This is a genomic window from Enterococcus sp. AZ071, assembly GCF_050499065.1.
GTDB classification, from domain to species: Bacteria; Bacillota; Bacilli; order Lactobacillales; family Enterococcaceae; genus Enterococcus_A; species Enterococcus_A ferrettii.
Window position 1 is genome coordinate 1,129,304 of sequence record NZ_JBIPAS010000001.1, and the last position, 20,753, is coordinate 1,150,056.

A 20,753-nucleotide genomic window follows, 5' to 3' on the forward strand; every position below is an offset into this window, starting at 1 on the left:
AGGAGTGGTTTATCAATGATTCCCATAAAAGACACAAAATCAATGCAAGAGCATCTAAAGCTATATGAAGACAAACGTTCATCAAAAATGTTTGGGATAATGTTCGCTCGCCCTCATTCTTTAAATGCACAATTTGTCAAAGATAATTACCAATACTGGAACGAGTTTTCTGGTAAAGACTTCGATATATTTTGGGCTGGATATGGTGCATATTATAACAAGGATGATAGAGATAAAATGTCCTTAATATCTGTTGAGGTAGACGGTCTTCCTAAAGACCTACAATTCGACATCAACGCTTTCCTCCGTGTAAAAGAAGAGATAAAGGACGTAATCCCGGCATTTAAATACAAAGACACTTATCCCACTTTAGTGTTAGTTGACTATAAAAAAGGCAAGATCTGTTATGAAGATGCTATCATCCTCAATCTTGTTAGCGACAAAGAACAAATTGAAACTAGCATATACAGAACAATGGAAAGCCTGATTGATTTATCACATCAAGTGGAATCTGTCTCAGATTTTCATATGATATTAATTAACACTAAAAACAAAGTTAATATTACTGATAAAATTTTTAACTTAACCAGTTTATTTTCCACCCTTTAAAAATATTGAAAAGCGGTAATTCTGTGAAGGGAGGACGACACCGTTCTTCCCAGCCTCCACTTTGCTATTATTTTTGGTAGGGGGGTAGTCTTTAGTCCCCACTTTCTAGCTGCTGATCTGAATTAAACGATAGATAGGTAATGTCAATAATAACTCTGACCTCCTCTGATCCGTCAGTGTTTGGTAAATAGTTTTTATTATCAATATCAGCCTGTTCAATCATGGCTTGGCCATCTGCGGCATTACTTCTAATGCCTTCTAGGACTGATATAGCATTGTCTAACCACTCAAGCTGAGTGCTACTATTCTTTTGTTGCATAGAACTTCACCACCTCTCTCTTGTTCTTCCGCTTCTTCTTTCCTCCTGATCTTTCTGGATGGTCGCGGTTGTGACAAGCAGCGCAGGATACTTCAAGGTTGCCAACATCCCAGAACAATGACAAGTCTTCTCTTGCCTCTATCTTGTGATGGACTATGTTGCCCTTGGTTACTGTTTCTCGTCTTAAGCATTCTTGGCATAACCCATAGTCTCTACTAATTACGATTGACCTCACTTGTTGCCATCGCTTTGTTTTGTATAATTTATCTATTTCGTCGCGTTGTCTAGCTTCGACCATTGTTATCAACCTCGCTTATGCATGATAGTTACCTTATTTGGGTACTTAACATCAGGAGAAGAGTAGTATTCGATTGCTATATCGTTCGCTCCAATATCTTCCTCAGTAAATCCAGTAGTCTTCCAATGATATGTAATATCAACTAAACCACAAGGAAACTTATCCAACCTCTGACCTTTGTAATAGACTTCAGGGACTGAGTCAGTATCTTTTAGTTTGATTTCAAGTATATTTGATTCTTGGGATAGATACTCTTTTGCCTCTTTTTTCGATAATATTATTGACCCTTTAGGTAGATTCTTTAATTCTTCTGATATTTCTCTTACTCGTAATAGAGATAAAGCCTCCTGATAGTTATCTGGTATATTTCTTTTTCGATTGAATCGCATTCTATTCATTCTTTCTCACCTCTCTTTCAAGACAAAATAAAAAGACCGCCTAAGCGATCTCATTCTTATGACAGACTCTTAAAAATTTTGTTTATAAAAATCTTCCAATTCGTCAACACCTTTTTTCCACTGCAGTTGTTTTCCATCTGTAACTTTAGTTGATAAATTTTTTAATCCTTCAAAATCTACAGCAAGACTATTTCTATCAAATATCACATGACCGTCTTCACCATAACTGATTCCGCAAGACATAACCTCTTCGATTAATTTTAAGTCTTCAATGCCGTTTGGAAAAAAGTCATAGGCATCCATCATAAATAATTCAAGAATTTTGGCAGCACTTTGCTCTAATAAAACCATCAGTTCAATATCAGCTGAATGCAAAACCTTTTTTAATTCCATAGCCTCTGTTACAAACTTCGCAGCTTCCTGCCACGGCATCTGATTAAATGATGTTCCTTGAGTTTGAAGATCTGTCAAGTTGAACCGCATAAAAGCTGTTATCGTCTGATTAAAAGTTTTTGCACTCACTTCTACTTCATTAGCTGTTTTTTTAGTTTCTTCATACATTTTTTTCATTTCAATTTTTTTCTTGTTCCAATCCAAAGACAAGCTTGTAATGGATTTCATATCAACTACCCAAATTAGAAATAGCATCGTAGCAATTAAACCGAATAACGCTAGGTTATAGTCTCCTCTCCATATCATAACTCCGGCCAGACTCACCCAAATTAAGCTTAACCCAATTCGTTTAAATACATTTTTCAAATTAATCACCTCTAAAAAATAATATCATTTTTGCGGCGAAGAAAATAGAAAAATTCTAAGTGCCAGCTTCAAACACAATAATTGTTTTCTTTGGAGCTTTTGTTTGATACCTTCCATGAATAGACCCCTCCAAAATAAAAAGACCGCCTGAGCGATCTTGTATGTATTGTGCAACCTATTCCATTCTGGAACCCATTGTTAACGCATGCCTGGCAGATGGGAATGCTTGGTTGCTATTGACGCGGCCGGAATTGAACCAGCGACCTGCGGATTATTAGTCCGCCGCTCTACCAACTGAGCTACACGTCACGACTTACAGAGAATACGACTAGGGTGGTTTGAGTTATCAGCTCAATCACATTACGCCCGTCTTAACTAGTATGCGGGATCAACCTAATGTTTCAAATGCGTTAAGTCACTGACAAGGAATCGAACCTTGCATATCTAACATTTTCAAAATTAACTCGCCTCTCGTAAACAAGATACTTTTTAGGGCAATGGAGTAGTTAGATTTATAATTCCCATAAGCGTCTACCCTTTCCGCCACAGCGACAAAACAGGCAGCACGTGTCGAAATAAAAAGAAAGGAATGTCTCATCTCCTTAGATTTATTTTGTGCTGCCAATAAACCCACTAAGCTAATTCGGTTGTTTGTTAAGTGTAGTCAAAACAGACAGATTTTTTAGTTGGTCGAATTGCGAAGTGGGTTAATTTAAAACTTCCGATAGTACAATTATATAGGGGTTGACAGTGACAAAACTACACGTTTTTGTGTCATTTTAATTTATTTCGCCAATTCTACGACCAAAATCAAGCAACACTTTCTGGCGTAATCTGTAGATAGACTTTTGAGCGTAGCCATGTTTCTTCCCAAAACTAACCCAATCCATCCAGCTATCTTCTCCCCAGTATTTCTTCTCCATAAGGTTCCGAATCTCTTTACTTTGGTTTTCTAGTGTTTCTCTAATCGCTTTTTTCCAGAGCTCCCTGTTAGCGATATACGGGTCTGACAGTTCCTTTATAACCTGGCTTTCAATCGGGTTACTCATTATGTTGCTTTTGCCTCCACCGATGTTCTCATCGGCTTCCCGCATCTTCATTTCTTCTTTTCGTATTGCGATCTCTTTGTTGTATTCATAATAATGAGCGAATTTACGATCTAGCTCATTCATTAAATAATCATTTCTTGCCAATGTTTCATCCCCTACCTCACATAATTTTTTGACATCCTCTAGCAAATCTAGAACCGCCATTACATATCCCTGACCATAAGAATCATAATTATTCGGATGCTTATAAGGTAACGGTATAATATTTGGTTTCTGCCATTTAATTAAGAGTTGCTGTTTGTTCACCTCTGATCTCCTTTCAAGCCGACGTTAGTGGACTTATCCTATTTGTTTTCTTCTTTATCAATCGGCTTAAATCCTTTGACAAAAATATTGCCGTATTTGATTTCTCTACTTCCATAAGTTCCTATCAGTCTGCCATCAACTATCAGGTTCTTGGCTTTATCTCCAGAGTGTCTATGACTTTTGTAGATAAGTGTTAACTGAGCTCCTTGACAATAATTGTTTAACTTCATCGCTTTCGCGACAGCCTGTTTCGTAACACCTAAATGGTCAGCTACCTCTTGTTGGTTATTAAAGACGATCACATCTTGATCCTTAGTGACCACCTTTATCTTGTTTGCCATAATTGCATCTCCTAACCTATTACCTTGAACTTAGACATCCTATAATTCTTAACAGCTTGATCCATCTCAGCTTTGCTCCATGGTCGAAATAATCTTGCGCGGTATTTAATCACCATGTCCACGAACTCATAGCGGATTGATTCAATACACTCAACTTGTCCGCAGACACCCTTATATACAAAAGGATCACCGATTCTGTACAGTGGATTTTCATTTGTAAATTCGCACTTAATGTATTTACGTTCAAAAACACTAACTGGTTCATATTTTGAATAGTCTGACTGGCTGCCGATCTTTTGAGCAATACCTTCAACTTCGATTCGTGAGGACTTGCTATACAATCTTTTCATCTCAAGAATGTGGGTCAACACATAACCTTCATCTTTATAGTCAAAGAGTTCTCCCACCTCAACTGACTGGCTAAACCCTTCTCTGTATAATTTAAATATCGCCTGCATGAGTCGTCACTTCCTATGTTTCTTTTAGCGTCGTCGTTACCTAAATATTGTTAATCATAATCACGAAATCTTTTTTCGATTCTCGCAGTTGTCTTGCAAAAGATTCTAAAGCGTCACACTCTTCTTGTGTCATATCTTCGAACCCTCCTCCTTCACCATAGATAATCCCATCAATAATAAATGCGATATCCTCTGCTGCAATCTTAATTTTGTTCATACACTTCTCCTTTCAAGCGTCGGTTAGTGGAAATAGTCTTTCCATGTTTTCCCCTCAGATTCCAAGTCTTTGCTGCAATACTTTATAAACTCAATCACTTCTTTGAAGAGCTTTACCATCGCAAAAGACAGCTCTCGAAAATACTTTTTCATTCCGCGACCTCTTTTAGCTCAATCATTGCTACATTGTCAGTCGGAACAATTTGAATAGACTTGGGACCTATATGGTTCACAACCTTGCTGTCTCTTTCTCCATTTAGAGCATCAGAATATTTTTTCATTTGTTCATCTAAGGTTGTATCATAGACGGTTATGGCCGTATCTCCACCGCTTTTTAAATAGATTTTTGCTCTTATACTACTCATCCCGACACCTCCGATAATCCCCAAGATGCGAACACAGCTAGGACTTCAAATTGCTGCTTATTATCTAAAGTTTTGAATGCAGCCTCTAAGCATGACTTCCAAAAATCGCAAGGTCTAGTTTCATCGTAAAGATCACTGACTGCTGTTACAGGATCTTCACTTTCCTTATAGCAATCTATAAGCCACCCAAAAACTGCTTGCTGGTGGTCATTAAGTTTTGGATCATCTGACAAGAGGCTTATTCGTCTCAATAATTCATTCGGTTCAAGATTATTTCGTACAACGCAATTTACAACGTAATTTTTGAGTTCTTCTTTTCGGTTCATATTTTCATTCCTTTCTATGCTGAGTTAGTGGACTATCTGACCAATTAAATTATTAGCCACATCATTCATTAATTCGCTTATATAATCTGACATTTCATCAGGCCCAAAGCGAAATCCGTTAGCCCCAGTAACTCCATTAGACTGATTGCTGAAATGTAAATCAGCGGACACTTCGGACAATCCTTTATCAACCTCATCATGTATTTTGCTGGAAATCTTGTTTACAAGTTCATTTCGCTCTTTATCATGCATAATCTATTCTTCCTTTCACAAATGTAGCTACATCAAGCTTGCAGTTAGCTCCCAAAACTCGCCAAGATCACTTCTAAGTGAGCCTGTGAAAACTACAAACTTGCCAGTACCCAATATTTCCTGTGCGGCACGACCTTTGAAACTAGAATATAGTGCATCAACTGTATGAAAATCCGAATACGATCGTTTACTTAATGTTTCATCTACAAGAATAGGATCACTATTAGGCTCCCCACACCATTCAGGCTTATCTGTAATCTCCCAATCACCTACAAAATAATAGCCATCTACTGGCTCTTGTTGGAGCAACAAATCATGGATTTTATCTTCATACTGATCATCCATAGAATAATTACCTCTCTTTCTCCATACTACTGGTGGTTAAAATAGTTCCATTTGATATGGATCAACATTATTTTCTTTATAAATTGCAAGTTCTAGCTCTTTTTTATCCATTGCTGCTTCATATTTAGGATCAATCGGAAGCAGCTCAACAAGGTCATGTAGATTGAAGTCTGCTTTTGGATCATAACTATCATAAAATTTCGAAAATGTGGTTTTGTATCGCCTTCCATTTTTCTTGATATAAACGAGATGTCCCTTTGTGAATTTAATGTAATATAGTTGATCGTCTTGCTTACCATCCTTCAACGCACAAGCTCCTTTCTATCCTTGGTTAATTGATCTATGCTTCGCCCTTGGCTTCTTCGACCATTGCTTTTAGTGCTGCCCGTTCGGCATAGTAAGCATCATCCAATTTGAAGTAGTCCTTTAAATCGGAGACTAAGCCTTCAAGCGTCTCATTTTGATCAATAAACATCGCTACATCATCTTGATGCATGCCTTCTACTGCTACTAAATCGTTATATTCATTTTCACTAATAATCATTTCTTTTCCTTCTTTCTTGTACTAGTTAGCGTATCTTTAAAAACTCCAAATCATAATGCACTGGTGTTTCACTGGTCCAATCTCCATCTATAAATACTTCAATGGCGACAAAATGATCTCCTCGGCCTTTTCTCTTAGCGCCTTGACTCATCAAATATTCCTCAGCATCTTCTCTATACTGGAACAACATGTGTCTTTGTTTGTTATGAAATTTTGTTTTTATCAAGAGCCACATTTGCCTGCCTCCTTATCTTAGTTGCTTTAATGTATAATCGAGTTTTCCATCGTCAAACGCTTCAAGAACATTCCAAAATCTAAAGTGTATTAGCATTTCTCTTACGATCGTGGAATCTGTTGCTGTATCACAAAACTCTTTGAGTAGCGAAAGTTCAAGTTTTGTTCCGCCGATTGTCAATCTATATCTATTTTTTCTTTTTCTTCCCATAAGATTCTCCATTCTTTCGGTCTTGATCAGACTATCCTTCAGTGGTAGCTTGGTCATACTCGTTCCAAAACGACTCTATATCATGATCCATTGCTTTTCTCATAAATTCCTTAACGACATCTTTAGAGAATAGTTCAGAATCACAATACTGACTTATCGTTACTGCTAAGGCAGTCTTTTCGGTCTCCCCAGCAATCAGTTTAGTGACATAGCTATTCATCAACCAGCTGACTTGTTCTTTTTCATCCACCACTTATCCACTCCTTTTTCTCTGCTTCATCGGTCGTTAACCGAATCTGTTTAACTCGGATAATTCTCTTTTAAAACACTTCATAAATAATATGATATGGAGTACCTTCTACACGTATTTCCAGCCATTCTAGTATTTCCATCACATTTTCCTCTGACATTTCCAATTGATCTAGATATTCATCTACATACATATCCAGATCAAGTTCCTGTAGTTGGTCTATTAGAATATCATCAAGCCACTCTTTAGTTACGCCAATAGCAATTCCTTTTACCATTTTTCCTTCTTGATACAAAGGTAGAATCGCCGCTGCATCATTATCATCGTTTGGAAAATTTCCTGTTGTCTTTCTAAAATCTTTATAAATCATTATTTTTCCTCCATTCCATACTTTCTTCCTTGTTTTAACTAAATCAGCCTACAAATTGGGCATGTTTAGCCTTCAAATCATTTTTGCTTGAGTCTATATACAGCAAAGTAGTTTCGGCACTGGAATGACCTAATAGGTCTCTGACATCGTTCAATGCCATGCCACGGTGACTTGCATCGGTGGCTGTCGTGCGTCTGAATTTGTGTGGATAGGCTTCCTTAACCCCAGCTCTGCCAGCAATGGTTTTTATCATCTTTTGTATTCCGCTAGTACTCATTTCTGACCCAATCCCATCACCTCCGCAAATGATCGGACCATAATCATGAGGAAATTTTTCAAGATAAGCGTCTATATAAATTTTGGCTCTAGCGTGAATAAAAACTATTCGCTCTTTGTTTCCTTTACCAATAACGGATATTGTTCCACCTGCTCGATCATAGTTCTCCATTCTTAAAGTAACCAATTCAGAAACTCGACAAGCAGTACTCAGCAGCATCTCAAGTACCATCTTTTGTTTCAAACCTCTACACGAATCTCTTAAAAACTCAACCTCAGCAACAGTGAAAGACTCTAACAGCCTTTTCTCCACTTTTATTTTTTCGATTCTTTTGCCTGGATTGGTGGTGATGTATTCCTCGTCAAACAGCCAAGAAAAGAATCTGACGACAACTCCTCTTTCGTGATCTAAAGTTGAATTGGCGACTTTATCAACTAGAGTCCGATGTGCAATATAGCTACGGATATCATTTGCTGTAATCTCTTTAAATGGTTTAGCAATGAATCGGTTGAATTTATCAATGTTGTACATGTAGAGTTGGATTGAGCGATCCGACAAACCACGCAATTTTAAACTAATGAAAAAAGCCTTATATGCTGCAATGTCACTCGTTTGGTCGTATATGATAACCTCATTCCGAGATTCTTCTAACTGCAGTTTGGATAGGTTGAATGTCATCGTGATCTTCAACTTTCTAAGTTGATCGCCGCTAAAATCTTGTTCTAGATCAGAAACTACTTTGTTAATAAACTTTTCTTTTATGTCGATTTGTTACATCCGCCCTTTCGCTGATCTCTTGGAATGTTATGATGAATCATCCAACTTCGCATCGTTGATGAAGCTATTCCAAACTTATTTGCAGCACCCTTCATCCCCAATTTTTTATACGTTTCTTGTACTACTTTTCTTTCAGGAACATGAATCTTTATTGAATTTTCAAGCCCGTATTTTCTGCGGATGTAAGCATAGACTTTTCCATCAATGGGATAAATCCGTTTCATCTCTGCTAATTTCCATTTTTCTTCTAGCATTGTTAAAATGTCTTTCTCCATACCAGGCCTTTTGTCCAGATATCGCTGAATTCTTTCGTTTCGATCCACAGGTTCTTGTTCTTTAATGTGCAATATATCCATTAATTTTTGATGCCGTTCAACATTCTCAGGCATCTGGTCCCAATTAGGGTCATAGGTCAGTTTCAATAGTTCTCTCCAAGCCCACTTCTGTTCCTTCGTTTTCATAATGACCTCCTAAAACGGCAAATCGTCATCAGAAATATCTACAGTGCTACCACTAAATGGATCGGCGTTATTCCCATAACCAGAAGTATTGTTGTACTGTGTCTGTTTGCCGTTACCAGTTGCGGTATTTTGCTGCCGCTCCTCATTTGCCGATCGGGATTCAAGCAACTGGAAGTTATCCGCTACTATCTCAGTTACATATACCCGCTGACCTTGCTGATTCTCATAGTTTCGAGTTTGAATGCGTCCAGTAACACCTAACAACGTCCCTTTACGGGCATAGTTTGCTAATGTTTCTGCTGACTTCCGCCAGATCACACAATTGATAAAATCAGCTTCTCGATTGCCAGATTGGTTGGTAAAGTTACGATTCACCGCCAAAGTGAAAGTTGCCGTCGCTGTACCGGTTGCCGTATATCGTAAATCGGGGTCTTTTGTAAGACGCCCAACTAAAACCACGTTATTAATCATTTTCTTCCTCCTGTTGTCTTAAATATTCCGCTAGCTTTCTGTCCACCTCAGCTTGTTTTTCAGATGATATATTGACGTTTTGAGGCTGTTTACCAATGTGAGCGGGCATTTGTTCCACTCTGGTATTCGACCTCTTAGAAAAGCTCTGAGGCTTGCTATTCGCTTTTTTCGCCATTGTGTCATACTGCGCTCTCAATTTGCCGGCTGAAAGTATGTTACTGCTCCAAAAACTGTCCTTTTGACACCAATCAATCATTCGTTTCACCTTATCTATTGAACGCTTATCTAGTTCTACCATTTTTCGAATTTCATCGGCCCATGTTTGAAAATTTGGTTTTTTTGTCATATCCCCTTCACTAGCTGCATCCTCATTGATTTTCTTATAAAGGTAATGTGCTAAATTGAGATATGGAGAATCCTCCCCGTAAACACGCTTGCGTGATTTACGACTATCTTTTATATCTTTATCTATATCTATATCTATATCTATATCTGTTGCGTGACTGTCACGTGACTGTCCTGTGACGTCTCCTAATAGCTTTTTCTTTTCACGCTGTTTCTGTTTTCTCAAACGGTTTTGCTCTCTCACCTTTTCCATACCTTCAATGTTTTGATGCTTTTCCCAGTTGGTGATGGCTATGCTACCATCACCGTTGAGATCAATCATGTTGAAGTTTCCTAGAGTTGTTAATGCGAGTCTAACGGTGTTCACTGGCTTTCCAAAAAGAGTCGACAGCATCTCTTCTGTGTATGGCATATTTCTTTGAATATATATCAAACCCTCATCATTAGTTTTACCCGCTAGAACTAACAAGCGAATCCAAATAACGAGAATGGCATCAGCTTCGGGTACCGCTTGAATCAGCCTGATTTTCTCATCATCAAACATAGTTGTTTTTAATTTTATCCAACTGATCTCTGCCACTGGATCAACCTCCAATCCGCAGTTTTTTTCTATCTTCATCATTCAGCTTCAGTGGTGTAATCATGTACTTCTTCATAAAATTGCTGGTTCCAATCGTATGTTCTTCTGTGTGATGACACCTACACAAAGCCATAAACCGGAAATCCGAATGGTTAATCTTCTTTCTATTTCTTCCCATACCCACAACATCCACATGTGCCACATCCGCTTGATCTAAGCAGATACAACATTTCCGATATTTTAAGCAGTGATAAAACCATGAGGTTTCATGCAACAAATACCTATATATTTTTGGGATAGGAACATTCCACTCCAAGACAAACTCAATTAGAAAAGATATCCATTCCTTTGCCTCAGACTTAGTAGCTTTGCTGTGTTCGAACCAGATAGCCCTTTTTCCAAAATAGAGATACTTCAAATCTTGCTTACTCCAGTAGGGGTCTTCACCTTGCCACTTAGCAACATCTGAAATAAGAGCATGCGAAAGAGCATTCTGCTGTGGAGAAATAGAACGATTGTCTAGCTCAATAACTTTCACAAAGTTGTCGTCTCCATTTGCTAGTAACTTCAAATATTCTTGATTGAATGCTTCTTCTAGTTCTATCTCTAGGTATCTACCATTCATAGAGATAATCTTGCCGATCATTCCACTGGCACCACTCGAATCCCGCTCCCAACAATATAATTATTTAAAGCTTGCATCTGTTCGACAGTTCCAGTAAGTTGCAATGTCGCGGTGATAAGCTCTTGATTTTCCTCATAAGATTCTGTATGTGACATATTATTGCTTGTACTTGCAGAATTCTCGATAATCTCTCCAGTATCAGGATCAATCACCCCTGTATTTGTCTCTACTGCGTTTGAACGTTCTAGTTCTTTCATGGCAGCTTGATATTCCGCTTCTGCAGCACGCTTTCTTTCTGCTTCAAGCATTCGTACCCGTTTTTCCTCTACAGATGCTTTTATCTTTTCTCGAATATCAGCTACACTCCAACCTTGATCAATCATGTTAGCCCACACATATGGATCTAAGCCGGCAATTTCCGCGTAGTCTGTTATAGTAGCTTTATCAGCCGCTACTCGTTCACGCTTCATAGCAATAATTTTGATTTTATCCTTGATCTCATCAATAACCTTCGGTCGTACTTCGCCTTTTGCTGTAAAGGAGGCTTTAGTTAACCAATTAGAATGAACCTCGATCACGTTAGCCTCTACGTTGAATTGTTCAGCAAGTTTAGCCATTTCCCATTGTATTTTTTCTAAGCGAATAGCTTTTTGTTCTTCCTCGTAATCTTTAACACTTAAATTGATCTTTTCTGATAACACTCCAAGTCTATTAACATAGCCCTTCATGACTTTTTCGAAATCATCAAGTGGCTGTTTAAAATCTTTCTTTATTTCTTTGCGCCGATCTTCCAAGATTTTGATATATTTATTTAATTGCGCTCGTGCATCTTTCGCTTCTGGTATGTTGCTGTCTGAAAATATTTGAGCTTCAAAATGCTTTGTAACGTCATTGATCAATTCGTCTAATTGTTTTTCGTTTTCGATATAAATTTTTGAAGGAGTATAATTCACCGAAAATTTAATGTCTTTTTCTGCTAATTCGTTTTTCATTGTTTTTGCCCCCAAGGTATATTTTGAATAGTTCCGTAGCCTTCTTCTTGCTGCATTAATTCTTGTTTTCTTCTTTCCTGTTTTTGGCGTTCTTCAAACTGTTTCTTCCATGTTTGAAGGAGCTTCAAAGCTTTATCGAATTCATCTTCATTTATTTCTTTCAATGCTTTAGTTATCTTCAATTCGACTTTTAAAGTTCCAATTACTTTTCCAGCTTGCGAATTCGAAAGTTCAGCTACCTCTTCACTTAAACTTTCAATTACAGCGTATTGTTCTTTAGTGATTGTTTTCGGCGGTTGAAGTGGTGTTTCTGGATCATCACCAGTCGGAATCATGAATAAACTCGTCAATGCGTATTTTAAAGCTCCTGTTTTAGCCTTATAGACTGCTTTATCCCCTGAATCCTGTCCGTCACCGTAACCTTTCATTTTCACTGATTCGCCACTTTCAGCATCAAAAATTGTATATTCGACTTCTAAACTTACTAACTGCTGGCTCCCATTTTTCGCTGAAATTTGAGTAATAGTTCTACTCAATTCGTTTGGGATCATTTGAAGGCCTCTCTCAGTCATTTCTTTTCTCACAACATCTTTAATATCGCTTTCTAGTGCGTAATCATAATGGTGAAAGTCATTGTGCCCATTCTTTGGAATCCGATCAATTGTTGACGTAATATCAACAAGTTTAGTCATCAGATTCTTTTGAGGGTTCTCGATTGTGTCTGACATTTTATCCCTCCTGTGGTATAATTTAGAAAATTATTTGAGTTTGCGACTTACTACTTGGCGGTGGAAGTCGCTTTTTTCATTGCTTCTATATGTTGCTTGGCTAAGATTGTGGACTTGTTATGTCTCCACCAACGGTCAGCACATATTTTTCCGTAGCGCAACGCTTCTTTTCTGGTCAACAAACAACTACCTCCTATCTGCTTTATTTTTCTGAACTAAATTCGCCACAATTAACATAGCAAACAAGGCTACTCCTGCTTGCCATTGGCCTAATAGAAAGGTCGCTGTCATTGCTCCTGTCAGCATCGTTTTTTTCGATCTACGCCTAGCTATATCATTTGCAACTGATGCAGGCACCTTTATTACATAGTAGAAATCATTGCGCATTTTCCATACTCCTTACTAAGTCTTGGATTATTTCATCTAATGTTCGATATGCATAAGACGAAATACTATTTTTCGATTTATCATTTACTCTCAATTTTTGGTATAATACTGATATCAGAAACAAACTTTTTGAATTAAAAGATAGGGGTGCTTTATGGAAATTACTGACCTAATTCAATTATTCGCAATCATCACTTCTCTAATCGTTTCTGTAGTTGCAATTCTTCAAACGCGGAAGTCCATTAAAATGACTGAAGAGAGTATTAGAGATGCTAACAGACCTTACTTGTCAATTTATGTTGAAACAATAGAGATCTCTTCTTTTTCAAAGTACTTTGTAATCAAGAATTTCGGAGTAACGTCGGCTAAAATACTTGATTTATCTTTTAGTAGAGAACTAGATTCTAGTAATAAGAAATTCAACATGAACTCATTAATAAATGGAACATTAGCTCCAGGACAAAAATTAACATCGTTTATGGATCCTAAGTACAAAGAAACGGTTGATGTAACCATCACATACTCAGATCTACAGGGTAAAATATACAAAGAAACATCTTCAATTAAGACTGATATGCATTCACATTTATTGTGGAACACATCAAAAAAAAGCACCGATACGAAAGAGGCAACTGCTATAAAGCAGTCTGCACAAGCTATTATTAAAGCAATGAAGTAGTTCATTTGAGCTACTTTTTCTTTTCCATTTTTTTAAGTCTTTTATGGTTATTTACTATAACTGGAATGGAAATCATTAAAACAATTACTGTTCCAAATAAAAGTATCCAATCTTTAAGTGACATCTTATCCCTCCTTTACAAAGCTCTCCTCATTTTGGCACCTCCTGTTTTTTGAACTAGATACAGAATCTATTTGTCCATTTGATGGACGAATCGTTCATTTTGCGAACGAATTGGACAGACTTTCTGACTGGTAACATTTCAACTTTCCTCCTTTACATCGCCCTCAGCTTACCTGAGATACGGCTGTTTCTAACCCTGTAATATCATCATTGTTTGCCTCAGCTATTTCTTTTTGTCGAACTGTTAATCGTAATTGATACCCTTTTAAATTGCTCAGCTCTACAATATCTACCACTTGCTTCGCCTTCAAGAAATCCACTCTGCGAATGTCATAATATCTTGGGACGTTAAACGTTTCTTTCAACCGCTTGTAGATAATCCCGCGGAAGTGTCCGACTTTAGCTAGAAATAAATCATCTGAAACTTTATGTTCGAAGTATTCTCTTGCCAGGTTCCAGGCTTTTCTTCCAACAGCAGATTGGATTTCTGATCCTTCATGACGAGTAAGCGTAATGCTATCACGTAATTCTTGAACGTCTTTAGTGATGTCTTCTTTCATGGCTGAAACATCGCTTTTTATCTGCCGCATCTCTTTAACCATGATCAATTGGTTTTCTAGCGTTTGTTCCAATTCCAACAATTGGTTACTCATTGATAATCTCTCCTTCTAAAATAGTATTTTGACTAATTGCTTTTAGGTCAGTTATAAACTTCTCTAACCGCTGGGTTAGAAAGTCCAGCTCTCGTTTTGCTAGGCTGTCTCTGCCTACAACTTCTGATAAGTCTTGATAAATCAAACTGCTTGCTTTTGACAAGAATTCATTTGATGCTTCTAATACATCTGATAACTTCTTGTAATTCGATACGAGTTGCTGTGTTTCGTTGAGTCTGCCTTCGGCTTGGTTGATCGCTTTAGAAAGCTGCTCATACTTTGCTGATTTATCGTTAATTTCCTCCCTTTCGGCTAAAAGACTTCGATAGTTAGCTTCAAGGTTGTAGCTCTGTTCTTCTAGTTCTGAGAACGATCGTTTTATGCTTTCGTAATCATCAGGGACTTTTTCTATAATGACTTCCTTTTCTACAACTCTTGGCTGCGACACGCTCATGTCGTTGATTACATCAGCAAGATTATCGATTTGTTCATCCTTCTTCTTTAGTTGTTTTTCTAGCTCTCTGTATTCTTTTGTCGTTTTGATATCGCCAGAAAAAACTAATTCAACTGCTTCAGGTTCAGCCGACGGTTTCGAGATTTCTGTTCGCAATGTCATTGGCAATTCTTGAAACATATCGATCTGTTCTGATTCGTGCATTTGATGCACGAATTTAGCTTGATTTATATAGTTGTAAACAGTTCTTTTTTTCAACCCGATAGAAGTAAACCATTTTTCAAATGTTCCATTGTTATACTTTGCAAGCTTTTCTTGTGCTTCTATCAGTTTATCTCCAAGTTGGATAGCTCCGTTTAATACAATTGAGCGCATTTCTTGCTCTTTAGTTTTCAAGAAAGTTGCCGTTTGATCATCCACAACCGAATAATCGAACGCATTTTTTATTTCATTCAACTTATAACCTCCCGTGGTTTGATATACTCACTATAGAAAGTGAGGTGAATTATTGTGACCTTGTATGATATTGTTATTACCTCTTTACCTTTTATAGAAAAGACATCTGGATGGTTAGCTATTTTCCTTTTTGTGTTATGGATCTATAAAATGAAATCTATTTCCTACAGAGCCAGAATTCAAATTAAAGCTAGAAATAAAATCAAGGAACTAGAAAAGAAAAATAGAGAATACAACTTTCTCAATCCGGGATATGAGACTCGTATAAAAACAAGTTGGTTGGACTATCAGAAATTTCTATTGGCAAAACGAAATAATACATTGCTTCTTTCTGTGATGCTTGCTTACGTCTCATTCAATTCCATGTCGTTTTATAGAAATAACAATGAAGACTTTTTCAAATTACTAACCATTTCAACAACTCTGTTCCTAGCTGGAATAACATACATCCGACAACAATACCGAGAATGAACATCAGTGAAGACTCTTTAATCATATCTAGAAGAGTGTAACTTCCTTTGTCGCACTTTTTTGATAATTCAATTTCTTCACATGCCTTAGTATCTCCTGCTAAAATGCTAAGGCTTTTTGCTATACTTTCTAATGCTTTAGCAATTCTTAAATCTTCGTCCATTCTGCCTCCTCCTTAACTACTTACTTCACTATGAATCGCCATATATTCATCAATAGCTTTTTTGTCATATCGCTTATTCTTTCCACCAGCTCCTAATCGGATTTCTGGCAATCCCGCCTGCACTAATTCACTGAAATCAGTAGCTGAAATACCGCCGATATAGGCTCTTGCGTCTTTTTGCTGCAGATATCTTGATTTTTCAGCATTCTCCTTCATAAACATCTGGAAAGCATCTCTGACAATGGCAATGATCGATTCTCGAAGTTTTCTCATAAAATCTTCGCTCAGGATATTTAGCATATTCATTTTCCCCCTTATCTAATGCGGAAATCTGAAATGATTTTCAACACCAATTTGTTTGCTGCAGGCGAATCTTTCAACTTACCAGTCAAATATTTTGTAACATCCTGTTTTTTCATCCCGTAATAAACTGCGATATCGACTATAGACGTTCCGCTTTCCTCAATAAAATTTAGAACTTTTTCTCTTCCATTTGTAGATTCAGGCATATCAATGCTCCTTTCTTTTAAAATGTAGGTAAGAAAAATAGTAAGAAATTTGGAATAGACTATTGACATTTTTATACGTTCGTATAGAATGAAGTCATAGTTAAATAAGCTTAACAAAACCTATAAAAATTAAAGTTCTTAGTTTGGCGACCTTGAATAATTTATTTTTATATGGTGTTTTTAGTTTTGCTTTTTTTCTTACTATTTATCTTACGAGTAACACTATAATACGTTTCGTATAGAATGTCAACGATTTATTTACGTTTCGTATAGTTTTTCTCGTTAATTTAGGAGGAAACGCTGATATGACAGTCTTTGAGCGGATTAAAAAATTAGCAAACGATCAAGGAAAAGGTGTCTCTAAAGTTGCTACAGACCTAGGTTTTAGCGAAAACTTATTCTACCGTTGGAAAACTAGCGAACCAAAAGCTAGGGATTTAGAAAAAGTTGCTGACTATTTTGGTGTTTCTGTCGATTATCTTTTAGGCAGAACTGAATCACCAGCAAGAACGGAAGAAGGCTTATCCGAACAAGAGCAAAATCTATTGATGCGATTCAGGCGCGGCTCCAAGAATCTTTCAGATGAAGAAAAGGCGATTTACGAAAGGCAAGCTATGAATTTATTTGATTACATCAACAAAACTATGAAGGATTTGGACGAAAAAAACAAACCAAAATAATTGGAGTTATTTGTTATGGATGAATTAAAAGCCACACGACTGTCTCTTGTCAATTTAATAATTAATCAGTTTTTATTAAAGATGGAGCTTAAGCCAGAGAATTACACATTCAAAGATTTTTTTCTATATTACACTAAATCTAACAATATAGAGATAAAATTCGATATCCCATACATTGAAGGGAAATATTTTCTAGGCTTAACTGCTAAAAGCCCATACAGTCTAGCAATTTTTTTAAACAAAAGAGTTTACAACCGTTGTTTATGCTTTAGCGCATGTCATGAGATTATTCATTGTTTGTTCGACATGAACACTTTGCTTCCTACACAAACCTTTTTTAATGTTGATGATCGAGAAGGATTTTATTCGGATGAAGAAATAGCTGTTGAGAAGCTTGCCGATTGCGGAGCTGGAGTCATCATGCTTCCCGACATAAAACTGGTAAAATATTTAGGTACTAATAAATCATTCGCTCAGATATCTGACGAATGCCAAATGAGTCACCCTGCTTTACATAGCAGGCTCATGGATTTTGGCAGGTATTCTTGTGGTATGTCAGAACAAGTTGCTTTAAAATCTACTTTAGAATTACGTTATCAAGGTTCCAGAGTTGGTTTCAGGTTTTATCTAACAGGAAATCACTTGAATTGTGAAAAACAAATTATTCTTAATTATGAGAACGCAATACAATAGAACAAGGAGGTCAGAACGTGTCAATCGAAAATGAAAAGCTCAAAATCCAATGTCCCGCTTGTCAAAAAAGTATAATTTTGACTTTTAATACTACACATTGTCCAAAATGTCACACAGGTTTCAAGGCTGAAGATGTACATCAACTTTTTTTTAATTATGAATCTCAACTAGCAAACTCTAAGCTTTATCATACGGCAAACAAATTGGAAAGTGTTAGCAACAGTTTGAAAAATACAGGTGACGCACTATCAAATATTGGATGTGCTTTGATGCTTTTACCACTTGCATTGATATGTTTAGCCGTTTTATGGGCTCTCTTACAATAATAGTCTAAAGTAAAAAACTATCATCATCTATGGAGTTGGTATTTTTGAAAAAAATGAATAAAAAAGTTTTCTATGGCGCCCTAGCAATAATAACAATCATCCTAGTTGCTTTCTTATTTTTCTCAAGAAAAGGCACTGTAAATGAACAAGAGTGGAATTCTATTGAAAAGGGAATGTCGGTAACTGATGTGGAAAAATCGATAGGAAAACCAAAAATAATTGTAGATAATAATGCAGAAATTTCCGATAATGTTTATTCAAATTATAAAGTATTGTACGAAGTTAATTCAGTAGTTGAGAACAGTGATATCGAAAGAAGAATGACTGAGTTAGATGAGATTTATAATGCTTCTGAATCAGATAGAAATGTAAAGCAGTACACTTACAATGTCAAAAGCAAGAACAGTAAGAGAGAAGCAGAAATATATTTCGTTGGCGGAGTAGTAAAACACGTGAGTCGTTCAGAAGAAGAATAAAAACACGATCCCACCCCTGACAGAGTTAGATCGTGCTGACATAAATCACCAAAATAGGCGCTTTAGCTATGCCTATTGTATCAAACCAGAAAGGATGATTCAATAATGGTAAAAATCAAAGAATACAAAAAAGATGGCGATACCTTTTACGAGTTCCAAGTATATGTCGGTATCGATCCAATCACTGGTGATCAAATCCAAACAAGGCGAAGAGGATTTACAACCAGAAAAAAAGCTGAATTAGAACTTGCACAAATTATGCTTGATATCGAAGATGGCACTTTTAAAATGAGAGAGACCCCAAAGAAATTCGAAGAAATAGTAGAACTATGGTTGCCTTATTATAAAACTACAGTTCAAGAAGTAACCTACATCGGTACTCTTTCATATCTCAAGTTATACATTCTACCTGAGTTTAAGGGGAAAAAAATCGACAAAATAGATGTTACACTTTGTCAAAAGATAGTGAACAAATGGGCTGAGGAAAAACCAAATACATTCAAAAAATATAAATTCTATGCAAGTAAAATTTTTAATTATGCTGTAAATATCGGAGTCATAAATGATAATCCAATGAAAAAGATTCTGACGCCTAAAGTATCCGGTACAAAAAAGAAGATTGGATTTTTTGAAGCCGATGAACTAAAACAATTTTTATCTTATGTCGAAGCACTTGACCCGAATAAGCTTTATACATTTTTTAGATTACTTGCTTACTCAGGAATGAGAAAAGGTGAAGCATACGCCTTAACTTGGGATGATATAGATTTTGAAAAAAACAAGATTTCAATAACTAAGAGTTTGAGTCGCGGAGAAAACAAGACCGTCTATGTAAGCCCACCTAAGAACCCTACCAGCGTGAGAATAATCTCAATGGATAAATCTACTATGAACATTCTTAAACGCTGGAAAAACACTCAGAAACAGCTTTTAATGATGCTCGGTCATCCAACTAGTAAGAAAGACCAAATTTTGTTCAGCACAGATAAAAACGAATATTACAAGCCAACAATAGATGCTAACTGGTTGCGGAATATTTATAAACAAGAAATCGTACCTACCGACTTTAAACGTATCTCAACGCATGGCTTGCGTCATACGCATGCTAGTTTGTTGTTTGAAGCTGGAGCAAGTTTTAAGGCTGTTCAGGAGCGTTTAGGACATGCTGACATTGCTACAACTATGAACATCTACACGCACGTTACTAAGAAAGTAAGTGACGGAACAGGCGATCTATTCGCTAACTTTGTTGGATAAAAGAAATAGTCCCTACCATCTCTGGTAAGGACTATTTTTAATACCAAACAGGCTTATGACGTGAATTATTACAGTCATCAATGAATGTTTTCAGGTCTGAATAAGTGTAATCAAATTCTTTTTCAGACAAACAATCGACTATCAATAACGGGACAGGATCACCAAACAAAAAAATAGAGATAGATAAATCTTCAACATCAGACATTAGATACATTGCGTATTCCCCCTTTGAAGAATATACGCAATCTGGCTAAGATTATTTTCCGAAATCAAAGCCTTTGTAAAAATACTTATTATTCTTTCTTTCAAATCTAAAGTACATATCCTTATTAAAGGAGTTATTCATAGCCGGATACTGAAAGTACTCTATGTCTTGGCTCTCCATCAAAAATATGATGTCTTCAACTATTGCAAAAGCAGGTAACAATCCATCGTTTAAAGTATTATACTTTTCAAAATCTGTATGGAATTTCTTACCAGTTTCAAAGTCTAAAGTTCCACTTATTTGTAGCATGATAGC

At 36.6% G+C, this 20,753-nt stretch carries 42 protein-coding genes and 1 tRNA gene; 7 read left to right on the forward strand and 36 right to left on the reverse strand.

The genetic code is table 11. The annotated features are described in order from the left end of the window. Window positions 1-15 precede the first annotated feature (15 nt). Window positions 16-609, forward strand: coding sequence for a hypothetical protein (locus tag IGI49_RS05510; RefSeq protein WP_429963710.1), 594 nt, complete (start codon window positions 16-18; stop codon window positions 607-609). A 91-nt stretch (window positions 610-700) separates the two neighbouring features. On the opposite strand, the gene IGI49_RS05515 is transcribed toward IGI49_RS05510, so the two are convergent. The 29 genes from IGI49_RS05515 to IGI49_RS05655 all read right to left on the reverse strand — a co-directional run bounded on the left by IGI49_RS05515 (window position 701) and on the right by IGI49_RS05655 (window position 13,293). Continuing rightward, window positions 701-928, reverse strand: coding sequence for a hypothetical protein (locus IGI49_RS05515; protein ID WP_429963711.1), 228 nt, complete (start codon window positions 926-928; stop codon window positions 701-703). Then, window positions 912-1,226 (reverse strand): HNH endonuclease, encoded by a 315-nt coding sequence (locus tag IGI49_RS05520; RefSeq protein ID WP_429963712.1) that lies wholly within the window; start codon window positions 1,224-1,226, stop codon window positions 912-914. Before IGI49_RS05520 ends, IGI49_RS05515 begins: the two co-directional genes overlap by 17 nt. A gap of 5 nt (window positions 1,227-1,231) precedes the next feature. Next, window positions 1,232-1,624 carry a hypothetical protein gene (locus tag IGI49_RS05525; protein WP_429963713.1) on the reverse strand — a complete coding sequence of 131 codons (393 nt, stop codon included), beginning with the start codon at window positions 1,622-1,624 and terminating at the stop codon, window positions 1,232-1,234. Window positions 1,625-1,693: 69 nt separating this feature from the next. Next, a complete protein-coding gene (locus tag IGI49_RS05530) occupies window positions 1,694-2,383 on the reverse strand; it encodes a hypothetical protein (protein ID WP_429963714.1) in 690 nt (229 codons plus the stop codon). A 236-nt stretch (window positions 2,384-2,619) separates the two neighbouring features. After that, a tRNA-Ile gene (locus IGI49_RS05535) sits at window positions 2,620-2,692 on the reverse strand. A gap of 470 nt (window positions 2,693-3,162) precedes the next feature. Continuing rightward, the gene (locus IGI49_RS05540) at window positions 3,163-3,738 is read right to left on the reverse strand and encodes a hypothetical protein (protein ID WP_429963715.1); all 576 of its coding nucleotides are present in this window, start codon (window positions 3,736-3,738) and stop codon (window positions 3,163-3,165) included. A 38-nt stretch (window positions 3,739-3,776) separates the two neighbouring features. Then, window positions 3,777-4,079, reverse strand: coding sequence for a hypothetical protein (locus IGI49_RS05545; RefSeq protein ID WP_429963716.1), 303 nt, complete (start codon window positions 4,077-4,079; stop codon window positions 3,777-3,779). An 11-nt stretch (window positions 4,080-4,090) separates the two neighbouring features. Next, on the reverse strand, window positions 4,091-4,537 hold the full coding sequence (locus IGI49_RS05550) for a hypothetical protein (protein WP_429963717.1): 447 nt from the start codon (window positions 4,535-4,537) through the stop codon (window positions 4,091-4,093). A 40-nt stretch (window positions 4,538-4,577) separates the two neighbouring features. Further along, on the reverse strand, window positions 4,578-4,754 hold the full coding sequence (locus IGI49_RS05555) for a hypothetical protein (protein WP_429963718.1): 177 nt from the start codon (window positions 4,752-4,754) through the stop codon (window positions 4,578-4,580). A 23-nt stretch (window positions 4,755-4,777) separates the two neighbouring features. Then, on the reverse strand, window positions 4,778-4,906 hold the full coding sequence (locus tag IGI49_RS05560) for a hypothetical protein (protein ID WP_429963719.1): 129 nt from the start codon (window positions 4,904-4,906) through the stop codon (window positions 4,778-4,780). After that, complete coding sequence (locus IGI49_RS05565; RefSeq protein ID WP_429963720.1) at window positions 4,903-5,118, reverse strand: hypothetical protein; 216 nt, start codon at window positions 5,116-5,118, stop codon at window positions 4,903-4,905. The genes IGI49_RS05560 and IGI49_RS05565 overlap by 4 nt, the downstream gene beginning before the upstream one ends. Continuing rightward, window positions 5,115-5,444 carry a hypothetical protein gene (locus IGI49_RS05570; protein ID WP_429963721.1) on the reverse strand — a complete coding sequence of 110 codons (330 nt, stop codon included), beginning with the start codon at window positions 5,442-5,444 and terminating at the stop codon, window positions 5,115-5,117. The genes IGI49_RS05565 and IGI49_RS05570 overlap by 4 nt, the downstream gene beginning before the upstream one ends. Window positions 5,445-5,468: 24 nt before the next feature. Next, complete coding sequence (locus IGI49_RS05575; protein WP_429963722.1) at window positions 5,469-5,696, reverse strand: hypothetical protein; 228 nt, start codon at window positions 5,694-5,696, stop codon at window positions 5,469-5,471. Window positions 5,697-5,723: 27 nt separating this feature from the next. Continuing rightward, window positions 5,724-6,041: a hypothetical protein gene (locus tag IGI49_RS05580; protein WP_429963723.1), complete on the reverse strand. Its 318-nt coding sequence runs from the start codon at window positions 6,039-6,041 to the stop codon at window positions 5,724-5,726. 36 nt (window positions 6,042-6,077) lie between these two features. Further along, on the reverse strand, window positions 6,078-6,347 hold the full coding sequence (locus IGI49_RS05585; protein WP_429963724.1) for a hypothetical protein: 270 nt from the start codon (window positions 6,345-6,347) through the stop codon (window positions 6,078-6,080). A 34-nt stretch (window positions 6,348-6,381) separates the two neighbouring features. Next, window positions 6,382-6,585, reverse strand: coding sequence for a hypothetical protein (locus IGI49_RS05590; protein WP_429963725.1), 204 nt, complete (start codon window positions 6,583-6,585; stop codon window positions 6,382-6,384). 25 nt (window positions 6,586-6,610) lie between these two features. Then, window positions 6,611-6,820 (reverse strand): hypothetical protein, encoded by a 210-nt coding sequence (locus IGI49_RS05595; protein WP_429963726.1) that lies wholly within the window; start codon window positions 6,818-6,820, stop codon window positions 6,611-6,613. A gap of 12 nt (window positions 6,821-6,832) precedes the next feature. Beyond that, entirely contained in the window at window positions 6,833-7,030 is a 198-nt protein-coding gene (locus tag IGI49_RS05600; RefSeq protein WP_429963727.1) for a hypothetical protein, read from the reverse strand. A 31-nt stretch (window positions 7,031-7,061) separates the two neighbouring features. Then, window positions 7,062-7,280 (reverse strand): hypothetical protein, encoded by a 219-nt coding sequence (locus tag IGI49_RS05605; protein WP_429963728.1) that lies wholly within the window; start codon window positions 7,278-7,280, stop codon window positions 7,062-7,064. 70 nt (window positions 7,281-7,350) lie between these two features. Beyond that, window positions 7,351-7,650 carry a hypothetical protein gene (locus IGI49_RS05610; protein ID WP_207702694.1) on the reverse strand — a complete coding sequence of 100 codons (300 nt, stop codon included), beginning with the start codon at window positions 7,648-7,650 and terminating at the stop codon, window positions 7,351-7,353. Between the two features lie 43 nt (window positions 7,651-7,693). Next, entirely contained in the window at window positions 7,694-8,605 is a 912-nt protein-coding gene (locus tag IGI49_RS05615) for a tyrosine-type recombinase/integrase (protein ID WP_429963729.1), read from the reverse strand. A gap of 80 nt (window positions 8,606-8,685) precedes the next feature. Then, window positions 8,686-9,165, reverse strand: coding sequence for a hypothetical protein (locus IGI49_RS05620; protein ID WP_429963730.1), 480 nt, complete (start codon window positions 9,163-9,165; stop codon window positions 8,686-8,688). 9 nt (window positions 9,166-9,174) lie between these two features. After that, window positions 9,175-9,636 carry a single-stranded DNA-binding protein gene (gene ssb, locus IGI49_RS05625; protein WP_429963731.1) on the reverse strand — a complete coding sequence of 154 codons (462 nt, stop codon included), beginning with the start codon at window positions 9,634-9,636 and terminating at the stop codon, window positions 9,175-9,177. Further along, a complete protein-coding gene (locus IGI49_RS05630) occupies window positions 9,629-10,561 on the reverse strand; it encodes a phage replisome organizer N-terminal domain-containing protein (protein ID WP_429963732.1) in 933 nt (310 codons plus the stop codon). Before IGI49_RS05630 ends, ssb begins: the two co-directional genes overlap by 8 nt. Before the next feature lie 4 nt (window positions 10,562-10,565). Beyond that, entirely contained in the window at window positions 10,566-11,207 is a 642-nt protein-coding gene (locus IGI49_RS05635; RefSeq protein ID WP_429963733.1) for a putative HNHc nuclease, read from the reverse strand. Next, a complete protein-coding gene (locus IGI49_RS05640; RefSeq protein WP_429963734.1) occupies window positions 11,204-12,178 on the reverse strand; it encodes a DUF1351 domain-containing protein in 975 nt (324 codons plus the stop codon). The genes IGI49_RS05635 and IGI49_RS05640 overlap by 4 nt, the downstream gene beginning before the upstream one ends. Beyond that, window positions 12,175-12,906 (reverse strand): ERF family protein, encoded by a 732-nt coding sequence (locus IGI49_RS05645; RefSeq protein WP_429963735.1) that lies wholly within the window; start codon window positions 12,904-12,906, stop codon window positions 12,175-12,177. The genes IGI49_RS05640 and IGI49_RS05645 overlap by 4 nt, the downstream gene beginning before the upstream one ends. A gap of 50 nt (window positions 12,907-12,956) precedes the next feature. Continuing rightward, window positions 12,957-13,085, reverse strand: a complete 129-nt coding sequence (locus IGI49_RS05650; RefSeq protein ID WP_429963736.1) for a hypothetical protein — start codon at window positions 13,083-13,085, stop codon at window positions 12,957-12,959. Window positions 13,086-13,092: 7 nt separating this feature from the next. Next, window positions 13,093-13,293 (reverse strand): hypothetical protein, encoded by a 201-nt coding sequence (locus tag IGI49_RS05655; protein WP_429963737.1) that lies wholly within the window; start codon window positions 13,291-13,293, stop codon window positions 13,093-13,095. A gap of 154 nt (window positions 13,294-13,447) precedes the next feature. Here IGI49_RS05655 and IGI49_RS05660 point away from each other — a divergent pair, with 154 nt between their 5' ends. After that, window positions 13,448-13,972, forward strand: a complete 525-nt coding sequence (locus tag IGI49_RS05660; protein WP_429963738.1) for a hypothetical protein — start codon at window positions 13,448-13,450, stop codon at window positions 13,970-13,972. Between the two features lie 287 nt (window positions 13,973-14,259). Here the strand turns inward: IGI49_RS05660 and IGI49_RS05665 are convergent, their stop codons facing one another. The 5 genes from IGI49_RS05665 to IGI49_RS05685 form a co-directional block, all read right to left on the reverse strand. Further along, window positions 14,260-14,748 carry an ORF6C domain-containing protein gene (locus IGI49_RS05665; RefSeq protein ID WP_429963739.1) on the reverse strand — a complete coding sequence of 163 codons (489 nt, stop codon included), beginning with the start codon at window positions 14,746-14,748 and terminating at the stop codon, window positions 14,260-14,262. Beyond that, window positions 14,741-15,658 (reverse strand): hypothetical protein, encoded by a 918-nt coding sequence (locus tag IGI49_RS05670; protein ID WP_429963740.1) that lies wholly within the window; start codon window positions 15,656-15,658, stop codon window positions 14,741-14,743. Before IGI49_RS05670 ends, IGI49_RS05665 begins: the two co-directional genes overlap by 8 nt. A gap of 397 nt (window positions 15,659-16,055) precedes the next feature. Then, window positions 16,056-16,292: a hypothetical protein gene (locus IGI49_RS05675; protein WP_429963741.1), complete on the reverse strand. Its 237-nt coding sequence runs from the start codon at window positions 16,290-16,292 to the stop codon at window positions 16,056-16,058. 12 nt (window positions 16,293-16,304) lie between these two features. Further along, complete coding sequence (locus tag IGI49_RS05680; protein ID WP_429963742.1) at window positions 16,305-16,592, reverse strand: hypothetical protein; 288 nt, start codon at window positions 16,590-16,592, stop codon at window positions 16,305-16,307. 14 nt (window positions 16,593-16,606) lie between these two features. Then, the gene (locus tag IGI49_RS05685; RefSeq protein WP_429963743.1) at window positions 16,607-16,801 is read right to left on the reverse strand and encodes a hypothetical protein; all 195 of its coding nucleotides are present in this window, start codon (window positions 16,799-16,801) and stop codon (window positions 16,607-16,609) included. Between the two features lie 305 nt (window positions 16,802-17,106). On the opposite strand from IGI49_RS05685, the gene IGI49_RS05690 reads away from it, so the two are divergent. From IGI49_RS05690 to IGI49_RS05710, 5 genes are all read left to right on the forward strand, one after another. After that, window positions 17,107-17,481, forward strand: a complete 375-nt coding sequence (locus IGI49_RS05690) for a helix-turn-helix domain-containing protein (RefSeq protein ID WP_429963744.1) — start codon at window positions 17,107-17,109, stop codon at window positions 17,479-17,481. A 15-nt stretch (window positions 17,482-17,496) separates the two neighbouring features. Beyond that, window positions 17,497-18,174, forward strand: coding sequence for an ImmA/IrrE family metallo-endopeptidase (locus IGI49_RS05695; protein WP_429963745.1), 678 nt, complete (start codon window positions 17,497-17,499; stop codon window positions 18,172-18,174). Window positions 18,175-18,191: 17 nt separating this feature from the next. Further along, the gene (locus IGI49_RS05700) at window positions 18,192-18,500 is read left to right on the forward strand and encodes a hypothetical protein (protein ID WP_429963746.1); all 309 of its coding nucleotides are present in this window, start codon (window positions 18,192-18,194) and stop codon (window positions 18,498-18,500) included. A 44-nt stretch (window positions 18,501-18,544) separates the two neighbouring features. Beyond that, a complete protein-coding gene (locus IGI49_RS05705; protein ID WP_429963747.1) occupies window positions 18,545-18,976 on the forward strand; it encodes a hypothetical protein in 432 nt (143 codons plus the stop codon). Window positions 18,977-19,081: 105 nt separating this feature from the next. After that, window positions 19,082-20,233, forward strand: a complete 1,152-nt coding sequence (locus tag IGI49_RS05710; RefSeq protein WP_429963748.1) for a tyrosine-type recombinase/integrase — start codon at window positions 19,082-19,084, stop codon at window positions 20,231-20,233. Window positions 20,234-20,270: 37 nt separating this feature from the next. Here the strand turns inward: IGI49_RS05710 and IGI49_RS05715 are convergent, their stop codons facing one another. Continuing rightward, a complete protein-coding gene (locus IGI49_RS05715; RefSeq protein WP_429969596.1) occupies window positions 20,271-20,447 on the reverse strand; it encodes a hypothetical protein in 177 nt (58 codons plus the stop codon). 42 nt (window positions 20,448-20,489) lie between these two features. After that, window positions 20,490-20,747 (reverse strand): DUF5960 family protein, encoded by a 258-nt coding sequence (locus IGI49_RS05720; RefSeq protein WP_429963749.1) that lies wholly within the window; start codon window positions 20,745-20,747, stop codon window positions 20,490-20,492. Window positions 20,748-20,753: the final 6 nt, after the last annotated feature.

Bases quoted from the DNA above. Each gene is read 5' to 3' on its own strand.
- IGI49_RS05510 (WP_429963710.1), top strand. From the start codon at position 16: ATGATTCCCATAAAAGACACAAAATCAATGCAAGAGCATCTAAAGCTA.
- IGI49_RS05515 (WP_429963711.1), bottom strand. From the start codon at position 928: ATGCAACAAAAGAATAGTAGCACTCAGCTTGAGTGGTTAGACAATGCT.
- IGI49_RS05520 (WP_429963712.1), bottom strand. From the start codon at position 1,226: ATGGTCGAAGCTAGACAACGCGACGAAATAGATAAATTATACAAAACA.
- IGI49_RS05525 (WP_429963713.1), bottom strand. From the start codon at position 1,624: ATGAATAGAATGCGATTCAATCGAAAAAGAAATATACCAGATAACTAT.
- IGI49_RS05545 (WP_429963716.1), bottom strand. From the start codon at position 4,079: ATGGCAAACAAGATAAAGGTGGTCACTAAGGATCAAGATGTGATCGTC.
- IGI49_RS05550 (WP_429963717.1), bottom strand. From the start codon at position 4,537: ATGCAGGCGATATTTAAATTATACAGAGAAGGGTTTAGCCAGTCAGTT.
- IGI49_RS05555 (WP_429963718.1), bottom strand. From the start codon at position 4,754: ATGAACAAAATTAAGATTGCAGCAGAGGATATCGCATTTATTATTGAT.
- IGI49_RS05560 (WP_429963719.1), bottom strand. From the start codon at position 4,906: ATGAAAAAGTATTTTCGAGAGCTGTCTTTTGCGATGGTAAAGCTCTTC.
- IGI49_RS05565 (WP_429963720.1), bottom strand. From the start codon at position 5,118: ATGAGTAGTATAAGAGCAAAAATCTATTTAAAAAGCGGTGGAGATACG.
- IGI49_RS05570 (WP_429963721.1), bottom strand. From the start codon at position 5,444: ATGAACCGAAAAGAAGAACTCAAAAATTACGTTGTAAATTGCGTTGTA.
- IGI49_RS05575 (WP_429963722.1), bottom strand. From the start codon at position 5,696: ATGCATGATAAAGAGCGAAATGAACTTGTAAACAAGATTTCCAGCAAA.
- IGI49_RS05580 (WP_429963723.1), bottom strand. From the start codon at position 6,041: ATGGATGATCAGTATGAAGATAAAATCCATGATTTGTTGCTCCAACAA.
- IGI49_RS05590 (WP_429963725.1), bottom strand. From the start codon at position 6,585: ATGATTATTAGTGAAAATGAATATAACGATTTAGTAGCAGTAGAAGGC.
- IGI49_RS05595 (WP_429963726.1), bottom strand. From the start codon at position 6,820: ATGTGGCTCTTGATAAAAACAAAATTTCATAACAAACAAAGACACATG.
- IGI49_RS05600 (WP_429963727.1), bottom strand. From the start codon at position 7,030: ATGGGAAGAAAAAGAAAAAATAGATATAGATTGACAATCGGCGGAACA.
- IGI49_RS05610 (WP_207702694.1), bottom strand. From the start codon at position 7,650: ATGATTTATAAAGATTTTAGAAAGACAACAGGAAATTTTCCAAACGAT.
- IGI49_RS05615 (WP_429963729.1), bottom strand. From the start codon at position 8,605: ATGACATTCAACCTATCCAAACTGCAGTTAGAAGAATCTCGGAATGAG.
- IGI49_RS05620 (WP_429963730.1), bottom strand. From the start codon at position 9,165: ATGAAAACGAAGGAACAGAAGTGGGCTTGGAGAGAACTATTGAAACTG.
- ssb (WP_429963731.1), bottom strand. From the start codon at position 9,636: ATGATTAATAACGTGGTTTTAGTTGGGCGTCTTACAAAAGACCCCGAT.
- IGI49_RS05635 (WP_429963733.1), bottom strand. From the start codon at position 11,207: ATGATCGGCAAGATTATCTCTATGAATGGTAGATACCTAGAGATAGAA.
- IGI49_RS05640 (WP_429963734.1), bottom strand. From the start codon at position 12,178: ATGAAAAACGAATTAGCAGAAAAAGACATTAAATTTTCGGTGAATTAT.
- IGI49_RS05645 (WP_429963735.1), bottom strand. From the start codon at position 12,906: ATGTCAGACACAATCGAGAACCCTCAAAAGAATCTGATGACTAAACTT.
- IGI49_RS05655 (WP_429963737.1), bottom strand. From the start codon at position 13,293: ATGCGCAATGATTTCTACTATGTAATAAAGGTGCCTGCATCAGTTGCA.
- IGI49_RS05660 (WP_429963738.1), top strand. From the start codon at position 13,448: ATGGAAATTACTGACCTAATTCAATTATTCGCAATCATCACTTCTCTA.
- IGI49_RS05665 (WP_429963739.1), bottom strand. From the start codon at position 14,748: ATGAGTAACCAATTGTTGGAATTGGAACAAACGCTAGAAAACCAATTG.
- IGI49_RS05675 (WP_429963741.1), bottom strand. From the start codon at position 16,292: ATGGACGAAGATTTAAGAATTGCTAAAGCATTAGAAAGTATAGCAAAA.
- IGI49_RS05680 (WP_429963742.1), bottom strand. From the start codon at position 16,592: ATGCTAAATATCCTGAGCGAAGATTTTATGAGAAAACTTCGAGAATCG.
- IGI49_RS05685 (WP_429963743.1), bottom strand. From the start codon at position 16,801: ATGCCTGAATCTACAAATGGAAGAGAAAAAGTTCTAAATTTTATTGAG.
- IGI49_RS05690 (WP_429963744.1), top strand. From the start codon at position 17,107: ATGACAGTCTTTGAGCGGATTAAAAAATTAGCAAACGATCAAGGAAAA.
- IGI49_RS05695 (WP_429963745.1), top strand. From the start codon at position 17,497: ATGGATGAATTAAAAGCCACACGACTGTCTCTTGTCAATTTAATAATT.
- IGI49_RS05710 (WP_429963748.1), top strand. From the start codon at position 19,082: ATGGTAAAAATCAAAGAATACAAAAAAGATGGCGATACCTTTTACGAG.
- IGI49_RS05715 (WP_429969596.1), bottom strand. From the start codon at position 20,447: ATGTATCTAATGTCTGATGTTGAAGATTTATCTATCTCTATTTTTTTG.
- IGI49_RS05720 (WP_429963749.1), bottom strand. From the start codon at position 20,747: ATGCTACAAATAAGTGGAACTTTAGACTTTGAAACTGGTAAGAAATTC.